General features: G+C 39.0%; 17 protein-coding genes. 6 read left to right on the top strand and 11 right to left on the bottom strand.

Translation table 11 applies throughout. The features are described from left to right. Window positions 1–82: 82 nt before the first annotated feature. From INP94_RS08065 to INP94_RS08050, 4 genes are all read right to left on the bottom strand, one after another. Complete coding sequence (locus tag INP94_RS08065; RefSeq protein ID WP_005696082.1) at window positions 83–895, bottom strand: ABC transporter ATP-binding protein; 813 nt, start codon at window positions 893–895, stop codon at window positions 83–85. Between the two features lies 1 nt (window position 896). Then, a complete protein-coding gene (locus INP94_RS08060) occupies window positions 897–2,873 on the bottom strand; it encodes a dipeptide/oligopeptide/nickel ABC transporter permease/ATP-binding protein (RefSeq protein ID WP_197543252.1) in 1,977 nt (658 codons plus the stop codon). Then, window positions 2,873–3,826 carry an ABC transporter permease gene (locus INP94_RS08055; protein ID WP_014065363.1) on the bottom strand — a complete coding sequence of 318 codons (954 nt, stop codon included), beginning with the start codon at window positions 3,824–3,826 and terminating at the stop codon, window positions 2,873–2,875. The genes INP94_RS08060 and INP94_RS08055 overlap by 1 nt, the downstream gene beginning before the upstream one ends. A gap of 296 nt (window positions 3,827–4,122) precedes the next feature. Beyond that, complete coding sequence (locus tag INP94_RS08050; protein WP_197543251.1) at window positions 4,123–5,721, bottom strand: ABC transporter substrate-binding protein; 1,599 nt, start codon at window positions 5,719–5,721, stop codon at window positions 4,123–4,125. 354 nt (window positions 5,722–6,075) lie between these two features. On the opposite strand from INP94_RS08050, the gene INP94_RS08045 reads away from it, so the two are divergent. Further along, entirely contained in the window at window positions 6,076–6,558 is a 483-nt protein-coding gene (locus tag INP94_RS08045) for a Dps family protein (RefSeq protein ID WP_049373453.1), read from the top strand. 77 nt (window positions 6,559–6,635) lie between these two features. Here the strand turns inward: INP94_RS08045 and INP94_RS08040 are convergent, their stop codons facing one another. The 7 genes from INP94_RS08040 to thrS form a co-directional block, all read right to left on the bottom strand. Next, complete coding sequence (locus INP94_RS08040; RefSeq protein ID WP_197543250.1) at window positions 6,636–7,847, bottom strand: tetratricopeptide repeat protein; 1,212 nt, start codon at window positions 7,845–7,847, stop codon at window positions 6,636–6,638. 111 nt (window positions 7,848–7,958) lie between these two features. Continuing rightward, window positions 7,959–8,234 (bottom strand): YceK/YidQ family lipoprotein, encoded by a 276-nt coding sequence (locus INP94_RS08035; protein WP_197543249.1) that lies wholly within the window; start codon window positions 8,232–8,234, stop codon window positions 7,959–7,961. Between the two features lie 264 nt (window positions 8,235–8,498). Then, window positions 8,499–8,852: a 50S ribosomal protein L20 gene (rplT, locus tag INP94_RS08030; RefSeq protein ID WP_005596075.1), complete on the bottom strand. Its 354-nt coding sequence runs from the start codon at window positions 8,850–8,852 to the stop codon at window positions 8,499–8,501. Window positions 8,853–8,917: 65 nt separating this feature from the next. Continuing rightward, window positions 8,918–9,115 (bottom strand): 50S ribosomal protein L35, encoded by a 198-nt coding sequence (rpmI, locus tag INP94_RS08025; RefSeq protein WP_005596065.1) that lies wholly within the window; start codon window positions 9,113–9,115, stop codon window positions 8,918–8,920. Window positions 9,116–9,313: 198 nt separating this feature from the next. After that, window positions 9,314–9,778 (bottom strand): translation initiation factor IF-3, encoded by a 465-nt coding sequence (gene infC, locus INP94_RS08020; protein WP_005696157.1) that lies wholly within the window; start codon window positions 9,776–9,778, stop codon window positions 9,314–9,316. Window positions 9,779–10,000: 222 nt separating this feature from the next. Then, window positions 10,001–10,819 carry a D-hexose-6-phosphate mutarotase gene (locus INP94_RS08015; protein WP_197543248.1) on the bottom strand — a complete coding sequence of 273 codons (819 nt, stop codon included), beginning with the start codon at window positions 10,817–10,819 and terminating at the stop codon, window positions 10,001–10,003. Between the two features lie 127 nt (window positions 10,820–10,946). Beyond that, window positions 10,947–12,878: a threonine--tRNA ligase gene (gene thrS / locus INP94_RS08010; protein ID WP_197543247.1), complete on the bottom strand. Its 1,932-nt coding sequence runs from the start codon at window positions 12,876–12,878 to the stop codon at window positions 10,947–10,949. A gap of 260 nt (window positions 12,879–13,138) precedes the next feature. Here thrS and INP94_RS08005 point away from each other — a divergent pair, with 260 nt between their 5' ends. The 5 genes from INP94_RS08005 to trpD all read left to right on the top strand — a co-directional run bounded on the left by INP94_RS08005 (window position 13,139) and on the right by trpD (window position 17,478). After that, complete coding sequence (locus INP94_RS08005; protein ID WP_197543246.1) at window positions 13,139–13,720, top strand: FMN-dependent NADH-azoreductase; 582 nt, start codon at window positions 13,139–13,141, stop codon at window positions 13,718–13,720. A gap of 201 nt (window positions 13,721–13,921) precedes the next feature. Further along, the gene (gene trpE / locus INP94_RS08000; protein ID WP_197543245.1) at window positions 13,922–15,472 is read left to right on the top strand and encodes an anthranilate synthase component I; all 1,551 of its coding nucleotides are present in this window, start codon (window positions 13,922–13,924) and stop codon (window positions 15,470–15,472) included. 12 nt (window positions 15,473–15,484) lie between these two features. Beyond that, on the top strand, window positions 15,485–16,069 hold the full coding sequence (locus INP94_RS07995) for an aminodeoxychorismate/anthranilate synthase component II (RefSeq protein WP_197543244.1): 585 nt from the start codon (window positions 15,485–15,487) through the stop codon (window positions 16,067–16,069). A gap of 9 nt (window positions 16,070–16,078) precedes the next feature. Beyond that, window positions 16,079–16,465, top strand: coding sequence for a tautomerase family protein (locus INP94_RS07990; RefSeq protein ID WP_005629316.1), 387 nt, complete (start codon window positions 16,079–16,081; stop codon window positions 16,463–16,465). An 11-nt stretch (window positions 16,466–16,476) separates the two neighbouring features. Then, entirely contained in the window at window positions 16,477–17,478 is a 1,002-nt protein-coding gene (gene trpD, locus INP94_RS07985; protein WP_197543243.1) for an anthranilate phosphoribosyltransferase, read from the top strand. Window positions 17,479–17,489 lie beyond the last annotated feature (11 nt).

Here is a 17,489-nt window from a genome sequence, read left to right as displayed (position 1 = left end):
TCAACAAATTTATTAAAAATCATCAACAAATAACCGCACTTTAAAAGTGCGGTTATAAATTAAGATGTTTTATTTTATCTGTTTACAACAAGGACGGGGCAACACCAAGTAATTTTCGGGTGTAATCCACGGTTGGGTGGTTGAAAATATCTTCAGTGCTACCCGTTTCCAAGATTTGTCCACCGTACATCACGACAATACGGTCAGATACTTGGCGTACGGTTTGGATATCGTGAGAGATAAACACCATGGCAAGATTGAGTTCTTTTTTCAAATCTGCCAATAAGTTTAATACCTGAGCACGAACGGATACGTCTAATGCAGAAGTCGGTTCATCCGCAACGATAAGTTTTGGATTCAGTGCTAGAGCACGTGCGATTGCCACACGTTGTTTTTGTCCGCCCGATAAACGAGTTGGCTCAACTTGTGCTGCAGAACGTGGTAAACCGACGCGAGAAAGCAAGTCATATACACGTTTTTCCCGTTCATGGGGTTGTAACACATTATGAATATCCATTGGATCACGCAAAATATCCAACACTTTCATACGAGGATTCAGTGCGGTTGCAGGGTCTTGGAAAATGACTGACACTTGGCGACCGAATTGTTTTCTCGCTTCTGAGCTGCCATATTGCATTTGTAAACCATTGAATTTCACTAAACCTGATGTCGGTTTAAGAAGTCCAATAATCACGTTGGCTAAGGTAGATTTTCCACAGCCAGACTCCCCAACTAAACCAATGGTTTCCCCTGCTTTGATGCCAAGACTCACATTGTTCACCGCAGTGAATTTTTTACGTCCAAACAATGAACCGTCGCGAGAAGGAAATTGCACCACGATATTTTCTAAATCAATGATGTTTTGTTCTTTAATGACTTTAATACTACTGCTCATATTATGCTCCTTTCGCTTCCGTTACAGGCTCAGCTAAATGAGAAGCCCATAAGTGAGACGGCTCGCCTTCCACGGCGGTTAATATCAATTTTTGATCCGGATTTGCATCTGGTCGTAATGAACGACTTGCGAAACGGTCACCCACAGCAAAATCGTAAGGTGACGGTACGCTGCCCGGAATTTGATATAAACGTTTCGCACGGACTTCAGTTGAAAGTACAGAACCCAATAAGCCACGGGTATATTCGTGAGTTGGATTAGCAAGCAGTAAGGAAGTCGGCGCCATTTCCACCACTTGACCTGCATACATTACGGTAATGTGGTGAGCTAATTGCGCAACCAATGCTAAATCGTGGCTGACAAACACCATAGCAAACCCCAGTTTTTCACGTAATTCATTCAATAATTTCACCACTTCAGCTTGAACAGTTACGTCTAATGCGGTTGTTGGTTCATCGGCAATTAATAATTTCGGTTCACGAGTTAATGCCATTGCAATCACTACACGTTGACGTTGACCACCAGAAAGCTCATGTGGATAACGGTTTAACACTTTTTCAGGATCAAGGTGTACCCATTCCAACAATTTTTCTGCAGTATGGTGGCTGCCACGTTTAATGAGCTGTGCCATTTGATCTTTGATACGCATTGATGGGTTTAACGCACTTAAAGAGTCTTGGTAAATCATTGCAATTTCAGAGCCACGCAATTCACTTAGATTGTTAGCGTTAAGTAAACTGTGTTGTTTTCCGCTACGGTCTGTGAAAAGCACTTCCCCAGTAATTTTAGCTGTTTTTGGTAACAAGCCCATGATAGAGAATGCTGTAATGGATTTACCACAACCAGACTCGCCTACTAATCCCATGGTTTCGCCTTCATTTACGGTGAAGCTGATATTATCTACTAATGGAATTTCACCATAACGATTCGGGAAGCGAATAGATAAGTTTTTCACTTGTAAAATCGGTTTTGCATTTGGATCTAATTGCATACGATTCGTACGTGTGATTTCTTTTTCATGTAATTTGAGTAAGTAACGTTTTAATGCAAGACCTTCAGAAAGCGCTTCTTGTACGTCGGTAGAAAGACGTTCATCTGATTTACCTTCTGGTTTTTTACCGCCTTTCAAGCGCGGGTTAACCAAGGCATCAGTAAGACCTTCCGCTAAGATATTTAAGGCTAATACGGTTAAAAGAATCATGACACCCGCAAAGGTTGTCGCCCACCATGCACCGTTTAATACGATGTTACGACCTTCAGAAAGGATGTTACCCCATGAAGGATGCGGTGGTTGTACACCTGCGCCTAAAAAAGAAAGCGAGGCTTCGAATACAATGGCATCTGCCACCATTACAGTTGCGAATACTAAAACCGGTGCAGCGGTATTACGTACAACGTGTTTGAGAAGAATATAAGTACGGCTACCACCAATAACACGCTCAGCACGCACATAATCTTCATCCCATTGTGATACCACATTCGCACGAACTACACGAGCAAGTTGCGGAGTATAAACCACAGCAATGGTGATGATAATGACCGGCACAGAGTTACCAAAGGTTGCTAATAACACTGCCGCTAATGCGATACCAGGGAAGGCCATTAAAATATCCATTAAGCGCATGATAATTTCATTGCCCCATTTCTCGGATGTGGCTGCAGTTGCACCTAAAATACTACCGAAAATAATGGCGCAAGCTACCGCACCTAAACCGATAAATAAGGACGTTTGGGCACCATAAACAATACGAGAGAAAATATCACGACCAAGTCGATCAGTCCCAAACCAATATTCCGCACTTGGAGCACGCATACGTGCGATCACTTCTAATGGATCATGTGTTGCTACCCAAGGGGCAAATACCGCCACTAAAGCAACTAAAACTAAGAATAATAATGAAATTTTTGATGCGGTGGAAAGTGCTCGGAATCTCGCACCGCTTGCAGCTAATCGATCTGCTAAACCTTGACGAAACATTATAGACTCCGAATTTTAGGGTTAATCAACACATAGAGAATATCAACGATAATATTCACTAAAACGAAAGTAAAAGCGATTGTCAGAACCACCCCTTGTACTAAGTGTAAGTCGTGGTTGACGATACCGTTAAAAATCAATTTACCCATGCCCGGTAAGTCAAAGATTTGTTCGATAACCACTGCACCACCAAGTAAGTAACCTACACGTAAACCTAATACTGTTACAGGCGTGATTAATGCATTGCGTAATACGTTGTGACGAATAACAGTTGCATAAGGCACCCCATTACCAATCGCCGTTCTCACATAATCTTTATCCATTTCTTCTACCATGGTTGTACGCACCACACGAATTAATGACGCACATACTGGCACGGCAAGCGCAAGAGATGGCAAAATCATGGAATTGATATACCCCATCGGGCTTTCGCTGAATGGCACAAAACCACCAGAAGGTAACCAATCTAATTCCAAAGAGAACCATTGAATAAGTAAGATACCTAACCAGAATGATGGTGTCGCAACCGCTGCAACAGAGATTAAACGAATCACTTGGTCTACCCAGCTATCACGATAAAGCGCGGCTAGTACACCTAATGAAAAAGAAACTACTGCCGCAAACACCACACCAATTAAGGTAAGTTGTAAAGTGATAGGGAAAGATTTCGCTAACATACTACTGATCGGTAATTCTGGTGGCATAGTCACACCAAAATCCAATACAAGTAAATTACCTAAGAAACGAAAATATTGAACAAAGAGTGGATCATTTAAGCCATGTGATTCGCGGTAAAGTTGTTTTGCCGCTTCACTAGCGCTTTCGCCCAATGCTACCGTAGCGGGATCACCTGGTGTGAATTGAAGCACTACAAAGACGAGTGCGGTTACACCCAGTATCATGACGGGCAAAGCCATCAATCGGCGTAACAATAATCGAAGTATCATTTCCATCTGACCTCTCCTATTCTATTTTGAGAAATTCATTAAATTAAAAATGAAGTGAAATAATCAAATCAAAAAACAAAATGATTTATACAAATCATAATGTCCGCACTATACCCTGTCAATCCAAGTGCCTAAGGCAAAGTTCAAATCTGTGATCGGCTTCACAAAGATTTTTTGGAAATGAAATTGAGAGAAAAAATGATTGAAAAATAGAGAGAAAAATAACCGCACTTTGGTGTTAAAAAGAAAGAAAAAAGGCTGTTGATTTCTCAACAGCCAAAACATTAAATTAAAAAGTGCTTTTATTTACGGCCCACACCGAGGAAAGATAAACCGGTTGTCGCCAATGGTTGATAGCCTTCAAGGCTGCTATCATCCCATGCAGAAGGAAGTTTACGATGAACAATCGGATAAAGTGGTACTTCAGCCGCAATAATGTTAATCGCTTCTTCCCATGATTTTTTCGCTTCAGCGTGATCTTTTGCTCTCACTGCTGCATTGAGTAATTCAGTCACTTTCGCAAATTCAGGGGTGTTGCTCCAGCGGAAACGACGTTTCGGCCATACATCACCACGATACCACCAGCTTAAAAGCAAGTCTAAGTCATTACCGAACACTGATGGATCACCTGGAGCGATTGCCACTTCATATACACCAGGATCCACGTTGTTGCTGTATAACGCACCTGATTGTAAGTGTTGTAAAGTGACTTTCACACCTGGAATCTTGTTCCAAGACTCTAGAATTAACGGTGCAGATTCTTTCACCCAGTCATGGTCGGTTGCGAGCAATTCAAATTTAAGCTCAGTTACACCGGCTTCTTTTAATAATGCCGCTGCTTTTTCTGGATCATAAGGGTATTGAGTTGATGCCTTAATATAATCTGGGTGAGTAGTTTGTAAGTATGATGTTGCAGCTTCTGCATTACCATCAAATACAATATCAACAAGTTTGTCAGTGTTTAAACCATAGTGTAACGCTTGACGTACTTTTGGATTGTTAAACGGAGCTTTCTCACAGTTAAACATTAAGAATAGCAAGCCGAAAGATTGAACGGATTGCACTTGTTGTTTTTTGTTTTTCAAGCGACTAATGTCTAAATAAGGCACGCTTTCCATTGCTTGAGTACGTTTAGACTCTTGTGCAGTTACACGAGCTGCGGCATCAGAAAGTAATAACCAAGACATTTTTTCAACTTGCGCTGGATATTTACCATTGTAAGGTTCATACGCTTCAAAGACGATTTTGTCATCTTTCACCGCTGAAACAAATTTGAATGGACCAGAACCAACTGGGTGCGCATCAAATGCAGATTGACCGACTTTGTCGATTACATGTTTCGGTACAATTTTCACGCAAGTTAAACGGTTAGCAAATAAAGCAAATGGATATTTCAATTTAAATTCCACCACTTTATCATCCACAGCTTTCACACTTTCAATGAAATCAATAAACATCACAAATAATGATTTATTGGCTGGATCCATAATACGATTGAAAGAATACACAACGTCTTCAGTGGTGACCGGTGCACCATCATGGAAGGTTGCGCCTTCACGTAAAGTAATGCGCCATGTTGTTTCATCAACTTGTTCTGGCTCTTTTCCTGCTAAAGCAAGATAAGGTTCACGAGTTGCAGGATGCAAATCCACCAAACCTTCAAAAATGTGCAAGTTTGCTGCATAAGGTGAAGCACCACTTGATGTCATTGGGTCAAAACCGGTAGAAAGCGGATAAGCAATCCCTGCTTCAATAGTTTTACCTTTAATGTCTGCAGCAAAGGCTTTTGGTGCAAATGTGCCTAACGTACCACTAAATGCAAGACCTGCCCCCACGCCAGCCATAAGTTTCATAAAATGACGACGAGATTCATTAGTTTCAAAGGAAAAATGCTTTGTCATACTAAACTCCTGATGAGTAATAAAATCATATTTTTGGTTTTAAACCTAGCCAAACATTTCATTCGAAAATGAAGTAAAGCAATCAAATCTTAGAATAAAATGATTTGCATCAATCATAATCATCTTCGCTTCATTCTGTCAAAGGGGAAATATTGAATGTGTGATCTACTTCACAGAGTTTTTTTCTTAATTCAAGATAAAAGTTTTTAACTATGTATAATTTATTATGAATAGATTTTAACTATTGAATCACTAGATAATATGAAATAGCTATCAGAAAAAACGATGCTTATAATGACCGCACTTCCCAAGCAAGGGAACAACATTTTAATCAACAATAAAGAGGAAAATACTATGTCAAAAACATCAATCGGTTTAGATAAAAAAGCATCTGAAAAATTAGCAGTAAAATTAAATGAATTATTAGCAACCTATCAAGTATTCTACACCAACGTGCGCGGTTACCACTGGAACATTAAAGGGGTAAACTTCTTTGAATTACACGCAAAATTTGAAGAAATCTACACTGATTTAGTAGTAAAAGTAGATGAAGTGGCAGAACGTATCTTAACTTTAGGTTACACACCGCATAACGGTTATTCACAATACTTCCAACACTCACGTATTAAAGAAGAGTTAGGGGTAAGTGATGCGCAATCTTGCTTAAAAGGAACATTAGAAGGATTAAAAGTATTACTTGAACAACAACGTGAAATCCTTGAATTAGCGGGTGAGTCTGATGATGAAGGTACCGCTTCTCAAATGAGCGACTACATCAAAGAGCAAGAAAAACTTGTTTGGATGTTCCAAGCCGCTTGCCAAACTTGCCATGCTTAATTTGGCATTCATATAAAATAAAAACCTGCTGAAAAGCAGGTTTTTATTTTGTTTTTTAATATGTATATCTATAGCTTTTACTGATTCTCTTTCTGCATTTTTTCAAACATCTCTAAACTTTTTTCTTGTAGCTTATCTAATTCTTTAAGCATCTCTTCTGTATAGCCAGCTTTTTTAATCCAATACTCTGCTTCTTTAGCATCCATATTGCCTTGCCCACTCAATGCCATAGCGGCTAACTCCTCAATCGCCTCTTGGTTCCCTAATTCTGCAACCTTCTTAAGGAAAAATAGCGCTTTATCATCATCTTGCTCAACACCAATACCTTCGCCATAGATATAATATAACTCAAGAAGCGCATCTCCATAATTAAGCTCTGCGGCGCGTTGATAGTATTGAATGGATTTAGCTAAATCAGCTTTTTCTACATAATACAAACCTAATTGATAAAGTGCATGTGGCTCATCATTGCTCGCTGCCCTTTCTAACCAAAATAATGCTTCTTTATTGTTGTCAGAATAAAGATCAAAAAAATTCATCGCGAGTAAATACTGTGCATAGCCATATTCTTTTTCTGCGGCTTTAACTAATAAAGGCTTCGCTTTTTTAAACTTATTTTCTCGAAGATAAAGATTAGCGAGATTCGTCATCCCCATCGTATTGTTCTGTTTTGCTGCCATTTCATAGTATTTCATCGCTTCTTTAATACTAAAAGAAGTGCCGATTCCAAATTCATAAGCATAGCCTAAAGAATCCGAATAATGCATATCGCCAGAATCCACTTTCTTTTTAAGTGCATTGAAACCCTCTTTCATCAATGTTTCATCTTCTTGAGTTTCACCTACTGTAATTTTGGTGACTTCATTTCCTAATTCAAGTGTATTACCTTCTTTCCTCAATTTTTCATCTTTTTGAATTTTACCTAATATAATTTTGGCAGCTTCATTCCCCAACTCAAGCGATCTTTTCGCAGCTTGGGCGGCTTCCTTCAAATTGCCATTATTTTGTTGATGAATAGATAGGAAAAATAAAGCATCCGCATTCTTTAACTTTTCAGCTTCCTGAAAATACTTCACCGCTAGAGTACGATTTACGGGATATGAAATACCGTAGAAATAATCATAACCTTCTTCATAAAAGGTTTTCGCTTTTTCAGCGAGCTGGGCTTGGGTCATAGGTATCTGTTCAATCATCACCAAGTCTGTTAGAGCCTCATTTGATTTCACAGGTATAAAATGAGTTTGTAGATTTAATACGGTTGCTGCAATTAATGCGACGATATTTGTCATTTTGACTCCTTTTTTAGAGGATTATTCTGTTCCCATTCAAAAATAACAAGCGGTTAAATTCCACTCTATTTTATAAAAACATTGTGAAATCTAACCGCTCTTTATTTGAAATTAATCTTGTGATAACTTTTGAATACCTTTAACCGGCAACATTAGGGTATCGCCAACGAAACTTAATGGAACATCAATAATGATAAATGGATACAAAAGAATTGTACCAAAAGCCTCACCAACATCTCCTGCTGGAGCGGTTTTAGAAAAGGTAAGACGAGAAACATCTTCTTGAATACCACTATAAGCCTCTTGTTGATCTAAAGTCATTAAGGTACCACACCCAGTTAAAGGTAACATCATAGCCAGAAGAAGCGCTTTATTTAAAATTTTCATAAATTAAATTCCAAAAAGATAATGTTTATTAGGTATAATTGGGCGCGAATAATATAGTAATTTACTCAACTAATCAAGCTGAGGAGTAAATAAAGAGGTGAAGGCATTAATTGTTAGATTATAATGACAGCCAATATTTCTACTCATTGCTTAAGCTTTTTGATTCCATACACATAGCATATGATTTTTATACCTCGACTGTATTTAGACATAATAAAAAAGGACGCTTTTCAGCGTCCTAATTTTTTGAATCTAAACTTTAAATTAAAGTGCAGATTTTGCTTTTTCAACTAATGCAGCGAACGCTACTTTGTCGAATACAGCGATATCAGCAAGGATCTTACGGTCGATTTCAACAGACGCTTTTTTCAAGCCGTTGATAAATTTGCTGTAAGATAAACCATTTTGACGAGCCGCAGCGTTGATACGTGCAATCCATAATTGACGGAATTGACGTTTACGTTGACGACGGTCACGATATGCGTATTGACCAGCTTTGATCACCGCTTGGAAAGCAACGCGATACACGCGTGAACGTGCACCATAATAACCTTTAGCAGCCTTAAGAACTTTCTTATGGCGTGCTCTTGCAATAACACCACGTTTTACACGAGCCATTATTTAATCTCCTATGTAATATTTTAACTAATTTAACTAATCGTACGTTTTGCTTAAATAACGGCTTATGCGTATGGTAAGCAAGCTACTACTAAAACTTGGTCTGCTTTCGCAACCATTGATTTATGACGTAAATGACGTTTACGTTTAGTTGTCTTTTTAGTCAAAATATGACGTAAGTGAGATTGTTTACGTTTGAAACCGCCAGAAGCTGTTTTTTTGAAACGCTTAGCAGCACCACGTACTGTTTTAATTTTAGGCATTGTTAAAATAACTCCGCATTTTAAGTTAAACACATAATTAGGCGAATCCGAAGATTACTTGTAGGCACTAATTATTCCAATATGGCAAATTGAATTGCCCTTCTCCAAAAGCAATTAGGCTGCGTAGTTTGCCCAATATGCAGTTGTATTCTCACCGAAGTGAAAATTCGATTATCTAGATTAGATCTAAATAAAAAATTATTTTTTCTTAGGTGCTAACACCATTACCGCTTGGCGACCTTCTAATTTACCTGGTGCTGATTCCACCACAGAAATATCAGCCAAATCGTTTTTAACGCGTTCTAATACATCTAAACCGATATCTTGGTGAGCCATTTCACGACCACGGAAACGTACGGTAATTTTTGCTTTATCGCCATCTTCTAAGAAACGGATTAAGCTACGTAATTTAACTTGGTAGTCACCTTCGTCAGTACCTGGACGGAATTTAATTTCCTTCACTTGTACAACTTTTTGTTTTTTCTTCTGTTCTTTTGCGGTTTTGCTCTTTTCATAGAGGAACTTGCCGTAGTTCATAATACGACAAACCGGTGGTTCGGCATTCGGACTGATCTCAACTAAATCAAGCGCTGCTTGTTCTGCCATGTCTAAGGCTTGTTGAATTGATACAATCCCCGCTTGTTCACCATCTTGGTCAATCAAACGAACTTCTTTTACTCGAATTTCATCGTTAATGCGATTCGGGCGGTTAGCTGCCGGAGCTTTTTTTACGGTTTTGATAATGTTATTCCTTCTATCTATTTAAGAAAAAATCGACTGTATTCAAACAGAAGATTTATTAAATCATTTGCTATAAAAACAAACAAAAAACGGGCAAAATTTTATAGTATTTGCCACGTTTATGCAACAAGGATTTCTATTCCTTTAAATATCAGCGGGTAAAGCAGTTATTTCAGCCGAAATACTTTCACCAAATTGAAGTAATTTCTCTAATCTTGCGGTTTCAATACATACCATTGTTCTATACCCTTCTGGTTGCATCGCACTTGGTGTTTTCTCCCAAGGATTCCATAGCACAATTGAATCTGCATGATGGTGTGTAATTTGAATATGTCGATTAAACGCTTTATCCACCAACAATGTTTTATCTTTCTCTAACGTATAAATACAATCCACACCTTGTTCTATTCTGCGTGTTGAAGGAACATCAGTATGTTTACCTTGTAATGAGTCATAACAACGGTTTGGTAAATTTTGGACTTCAATTTGTGAAATATCACCAATATTAAAATAACTGTGCAATGCCGCTTGAGCAGGTTCTTGGCCTAAATGCGTCAAAGTCATTGTACATTTATCGGTAAATTCCATTTTCATTTTGGCTTCAATCACACTATATTCAGAAAAGAGCAAAAATTCTAACCGCACTTTATTCGCTTGCAGATCATAATCACTTAATTGCCACAAACGTAAACGCGCTGTACCGTGTGAAGGTTGTTTAACGCCTCCAAACCAAGGGTAACAAAGCGGTACACCACCTCGAATTGCCACACCTTGTGTGAAAGGTTCAATCTCGCTTAACCAAAAGACATCCTGCTCTGTCCCTTTAGGCTGCCAATTTAATAGCTGTGCCCCTTGTAGTGCAATTCGAGCTGAACCCACTGGATGATTTAAGGTTAAAACAGGAATTTCATTGATACGTTCTAACATTAATTCTGGTGTTAATTGCTGAATTTGAGCTGTCATATTCGCCTCCTTGTGATAAGGCTATTATATAGAAGAAAGAGAGACTTGAGTTTATTTTTATACCGTGAATATAAAAAAACCGCACCTCAAAGTGCGGTCATTTTTAATTAAGATTTTAAAGAGTCAATTACTCTTCACCCAACAATTTCAACTCACGTTTTCTTACTTGGGATTTTAAGATTTCAGCAAATTCTTCAATGGTGAAAGTGCCTAAATCTGCACCTTTACGGGTACGTACCGCCACTTTGCCTTCTGCGATTTCTTTATCACCGCAAACTAGCATATAAGGCACGCGACGTAAGGTGTGTTCGCGGATCTTGAAGCCAACTTTCTCATTACGTAAATCTGCTTTAACGCGTAATCCAGCATCAGAAAGTTGTTTCACGACTTTTTGCACGTAATCAGCTTGGCTGTCTGTAATATTCATCACAACAGCTTGAACTGGCGCTAACCATGCTGGAAAGAAACCTGCATATTCTTCAGTAATGATACCGATGAAACGTTCAATTGAACCTAAAATCGCACGGTGAATCATAACCGGTGTACGACGATCATTATCTTCTGCGACATAAGATGCGTTTAAACGGCCCGGTAAAGCAAAGTCTAATTGGATGGTACCGCATTGCCATTCACGATCTAAGCAATCACGTAATGCAAACTCAATTTTCGGGCCGTAGAATGCCCCTTCACCTTCTTGAATTTCATATTCAAGACCGTTATGCGCTAATGCTGCTGCAAGACCTGCTTCTGCGCGATCCCACATATCATCTGCACCGATACGTTTTTCAGGACGAGTAGATAATTTCACCTGAATATTTTGGAAACCGAAAGTGCTGTAAATGTCGTAAACCATTTTAATACAGCTGGTTACTTCGCTTTCAATTTGATCTTCAGTACAGAAAATGTGTGCATCGTCTTGAGTGAAGCCACGTACACGCATTAAACCGTGTAAAGAACCCGATGGTTCATTACGGTGACAAGAACCAAATTCCGCCATACGGATCGGTAAATCACGGTAAGATTTTAAACCTTGGTTAAAGATTTGAACGTGACCTGGACAGTTCATTGGTTTAATCGCATATTCACGGTTTTCTGATTGTGTAGTAAACATCAAATCGCCGTAGTTTTGCCAGTGACCTGTTTTTTCCCATAACACACGGTCCATCATAAACGGACCTTTCACTTCTTGATAATCGTATTCTTTTAATTTAGTACGAACGAAGGTTTCCAATTCACGGAAAATTGTCCAACCATCGTTATGCCAGAACACCATACCAGGTGCTTCTTCTTGCATATGATATAAATCTAACGCTTTACCGATTTTACGGTGGTCACGTTTTGCGGCTTCTTCTAAGCGAGTTAAGTATTCCGCTAATTGTTTTTTATCAGCCCAAGCCGTACCATAGATACGTTGTAACATTTTATTTTTGCTATCACCACGCCAGTAAGCACCTGCAACTTTCATCAATTTGAAGTTGTGGCAGAAACGCATATTCGGCACATGTGGTCCACGGCACATATCAATGTATTCTTCGTGATGATAAAGCGCAGGCGTTGCGGTACGTTCGATGTTTTCATCTAAAATAGCCATTTTGTATGGCTCACCGCGTTTTTCAAAAGTATCTCTTGCTTCTTGCCAGCTTACCGGAGTTTTGATGACGTCATAATTGGTTTTCGCCAATTCAAGCATACGTTTTTCGATAGCATCAATGTCTTCTTGCGTTAAAGAACGGTCTAGATCCACGTCATAATAGAAGCCATTTTCAATCGTTGGACCAATTGCCATTTTGACATCAGGGAATAATTGTTTGATTGCGTGACCAAGCAAGTGTGCGCAAGAGTGACGAATAATTTCTAAACCGTCTTCATCTTTCGCCGTAATAATTTCAAGGTTGGCATCTTCATTGATGATGTCACAGGCATCATGACGTACGCCGTTTACACGGCCCGCAATGGTTGCTTTGGCAAGACCGGCTCCGATATCTTGAGCCACTTCTAACACAGAAACTGGACGATCAAATTCACGTTTAGAACCGTCCGGTAAAGTAATAATAGGCATAATTTTTCCTTATACAGTGGTCGCCCATACGAAAGGCAACATGCAAATAATGATTAAAAACAAACCGCACTCTCATTCACTCCCACTATCGAGCAAACCAAGTGCGGCGGAGAATTTTAGCACTTTCAATAACACTTGTTAATATCTCGCTGAATTCTTTCCAATGAGTAAACAATGATTTTCCTTATAGTTACTTTATCTATTCAAAATTTCCGATAAAATGACCGCACTTTTGATAGACACAAATTAAAGGAAACTCTATGAACGTATTAGTATTAAAATCAAGCATCCTTGCAGATAACTCTCAAAGCAATAAATTAGCCGATTACACCATTGAAAAATTAAATGGTCATAACATTGTTGTACGTGATTTAGCGGCGCAACCCCTTCCCCATTTTGATGCAACGGCGGCAACAGCAGTACGTGGCGAACCTAAAACAGCAGAAGAAAATGCTCTTTTAGCCTTATCTGATGAGTTAGTGGCTGAATTAAAAGCAGCAGATATTATTGTAATTGGGGCACCAATGTATAACTTAGGCATCCCAACACAACTTAAATCTTATTTTGATTTTATCGCTCGCCCTCGTGTAACTTTCCAATACACCGCAAATGGCCCTGAAGGTTTACTTCAAGGTAAAAAAGCGATTGTGTTAGCAAGCTTTGGTGGCATGTATGATGAAAACAATAATGTAACAAATTACTTAAAAGCGATTTTAGGTTTTGTTGGTATTACCGATGTTCAGTTTGCCTATGCAAAAGGTATCGGATTAGGTGCTGAAGCGATTGAAAAAGCACAACGTTCAGCAAGAAATAAAATCGATGAGATTATTGCATCTCTCTAATCACTGAATCTACTTCTTCTATTAAGCCATTTTGAGATATGCCTCGAAATGGCTTTTTTTCTGTGAAAAGCTCTATTTCTAATCTTGTTGGTTAAAAATTAAAAAAATATTGTAAAATTACGCCAATTTTTTGATTATTTTCTTGACTTATGCATTATGTACTAGTTTAATAGTGCAAAAGTTCAGAATACAGGATTGACTATGAAAAATACCCCTTTTATTGCGGTGACCTCTCAACCGGTTCCCTACCATGCCGATACTACCGCAATTTTTAATACATTATGCCAACAGAACTCAAATTCTCTTCTCCTCGACTCTGCTGAAATTGGTAGTAAAAATAGCTTACAGAGCCTTATTCTAATTAATGCTGCCGTTAAAATTACTTGTTTAGGCAATCAAGTGACTTTTAGAGCACTAAATGCGAACGGAAAACAAGTGTTAAATGAAATTCATCCAGTATTAAACCAACTCGGTACCGTAAGTGCGGTCAATTTTGATAATGAATTTTCTGTGCAATTTGCGCCGCTCGACAATCAATTAGATGAAGACAGTAAATTACAAGCTGCAACCATTTTTGATGGACTTCGTGTCATTTCTAACCATTATCAACATAGCAGCACGCCTGTATTTTTAGGTGGTTTATTTGCTTATGATTTGGTGGCAAATTTTATTCCAATGCAAGGTGTTGAATTAAAAGACGATGGTATTCACTGCCCGGATTACAGTTTCTATCTCGCCGAAAACTTAATCACCATCGATCACCAAAGCCAACAAGCAACCTTAAAAAGCTTCTGTTTTAGTCAAGAAGAACAAGTGGAAGTCGCGAAAACAGCACTTTCTATTGCACAAAAATTAAAAAATATTGATGGCGTACTTTCCATTAAAGCGGCAAGAGATGAGGTCAGCACCAACTTTGAAGATCCTGAATTTACAGGTATCGTTAAAGCGTTAAAACATCATATTAATATTGGTGATGTGTTCCAAATTGTGCCATCTCGCCGTTTTTCATTAGCTTGCCCAAATACTCTTGCGAGCTACGCACAGTTAAAACTAAACAATCCAAGCCCTTATATGTTCTACATGAATGATGAGGATTTCATTTTATTCGGTGCATCACCTGAAAGTGCGTTGAAATATGCGCCAGACAATCGCCAATTAGAAATTTATCCAATTGCAGGTTCTCGCCCGCGTGGTTTTGATGCACATGGTAATATTGATCCAGAATTAGATGCACGTTTGGAATTAGAATTACGCCTTGATCATAAAGAGCAAGCCGAACATTTAATGTTGGTAGATTTAGCGCGTAATGACATTGCTCGCGTATGCCAAAGCGGTACACGTAAAGTCGCTGAATTAATGCAAGTAGATCGCTATTCGCACATCATGCATTTGGTTTCTCGCGTAGTGGGTAAACTTCGTCCTGAACTTGATGCCTTACACGCTTATCAAGCTTGTATGAATATGGGGACGTTAACTGGTGCGCCTAAAATTAAAGCGATGCAGTTAATTTATCAATTTGAACAGCAAAAACGCCACAGCTACGGTGGTGCGGTCGGTTATCTCACCTCTGACGGCCGTTTTGATACCTGTATCGTGATTCGTTCTGCCTTTGTACAAAATGGCATTGCCCATATTCAAGCAGGTTGTGGTGAAGTATTAGATTCTGATCCTCAAATGGAAGCAGATGAAACTCGCCATAAAGCGGCTGCAGTGCTTAAAGCAATCAAACAAATCAATACCCAAGCAAAATAAGGACGATAAATTATGGCTAATATTCTCTTTTTAGATAATTTTGATTCATTCACTTATAACTTAGTGGATCAATTCCGTGTGCTTGGGCATAACGTAAAAATTTATCGTAATGACACCAATTTAGAACAAGTGGTGCAAAAGGCATTAAATACACCTGATACAATTCTTGCGCTTTCTCCAGGACCAGGTACCCCGGCAGAAGCTGGGATCTTACTCCCCCTCATTGAACGTTTAAAAAATGATGTGCCAATTATTGGTATTTGCTTAGGCCATCAAGCGCTTATTCAAGCCTTTGGTGGGGAGGTTGTACATGCAGGCGAAGTATTACATGGTAAAGTATCGCGCATTCAACACGATAACCAAGCCATGTTTAAAGATATTGCCAACCCAATGCCTGTGGCTCGTTATCACTCTTTGATGGGTAAAAATCTGCCTGACGAATTTATTGTCAATGCCGATTACAATGGTATCGTGATGGCAATTCGTCATAAAACCTTGCCAATTTGTGCTTTCCAATTCCACCCAGAAAGTATCCTTACTGTGCAAGGTTCCAAATTATTACAACAATCTGTGGAATGGTTATTAAACAGAGATTAAGGAAGAAAAATGATTACCGTATATGGATTAAAAGAAGTGCTAGCACCTCGTCGTCAAGATATTGCTGAAGTAATTTATAACTGTTTAAACCTTGGTTTAGACATTCCTCGCGGAAAACATGCAATTCGTTTTTTATGTTTAGATAAAGAAGATTTCCTTTATCCTATCGATCGTAACGATGATTACACCGTTATTGAGATTAATCTCATGCAAGGTCGTATGGAAGGTACAAAAAAACGTTTAATCAAAATGCTCTTCAGCGAACTCGAATACAAAATTGGTATTAAATCTCACAACGTTGAAATTACGATTAAAGAACAACCTGCGCACTGCTGGGGCTTCCGTGGCATGACTGGTGATGAAGCACGCGATTTAGATTACGATATTTACGTATAAGGGACGAGATTATGCAAACGGCTCAATTATTAGAACAACTTTACAACGGAAAAACACTTAACAAAGAAGAAAGTGCGGTCATTTTTAATGCTATTATGCAAGGCGAACTGAATAACGAACAAATCGCTGCCATGCTGATTGCGTTAAAAGTACGTGGTGCAACTATCGATGAATTAAGTGGTGCGGTATCGGCATCCTTGCAAAATGCCAAAGCATTCCCTCGCCCTGACTACCCTTTTGCAGATATTGTGGGAACGGGGGGGGATGGTCAAAACACCATTAATATCTCTACCGCTAGCGCCATTGTTGCAGCCTCTATGGGTGCTAAAGTGGCTAAACACGGTAACCGCAGCGTATCAAGCAAATCCGGTGCCAGTGATGTATTAACCGCACTCGGTGTGAATGTCAACGTCACACCAGAACAAGCTCGTCAAGCACTTGACGACATTGGGGTATGTTTCTTATTTGCTCAACAATATCACAGTGGGTTTAAACATGTCGCCCCTGTTCGTGCAGCATTAAAAACGCGTACGCTGTTTAATATTTTGGGTCCATTAATTAACCCTGCTCGCCCAACTTATCATTTGCTTGGCGTATATGCCCCTGAATTAGTGAAAACCTATGCTGAAACCGCTATTGCACTAGGTCATCAACATACTTTTGTAGTTCATGGGGCGGGTCTAGATGAAGTCGCTGTACACGGCGAAACCCAAGTCGCTGAAATTAAAAACGGCAAAATTGACTACTTCACTTTAACCCCAGAAGACTTTGGTTTAAAAACACAATCTTTAGAAAGTTTACGTGGTGGCGAACCGCAAGAAAATGCTCAATATCTGACCGCACTTTTACAAGGTAAAGGTAAAGCTGAACACGCTAATGCAGTAGCGGCGAATGTGGCATTATTGTTGAAATTATTTGGTCATGATGACTTAAAACAAAATGTTCAACATGTGTTGGCTCATCTTACATCAGGTAAAGCGTTTGAGACATTACAACATTTAACAAGATATTAAGATAAAGGCTG

The organism is Haemophilus parainfluenzae (assembly GCF_014931395.1).
In the GTDB taxonomy this organism is placed as follows: domain Bacteria; phylum Pseudomonadota; class Gammaproteobacteria; order Enterobacterales; family Pasteurellaceae; genus Haemophilus_D.
The sequence above is the reverse complement of the archived record's forward strand: the minus strand, read 5'-3'. Positions and strand labels throughout refer to the sequence as shown.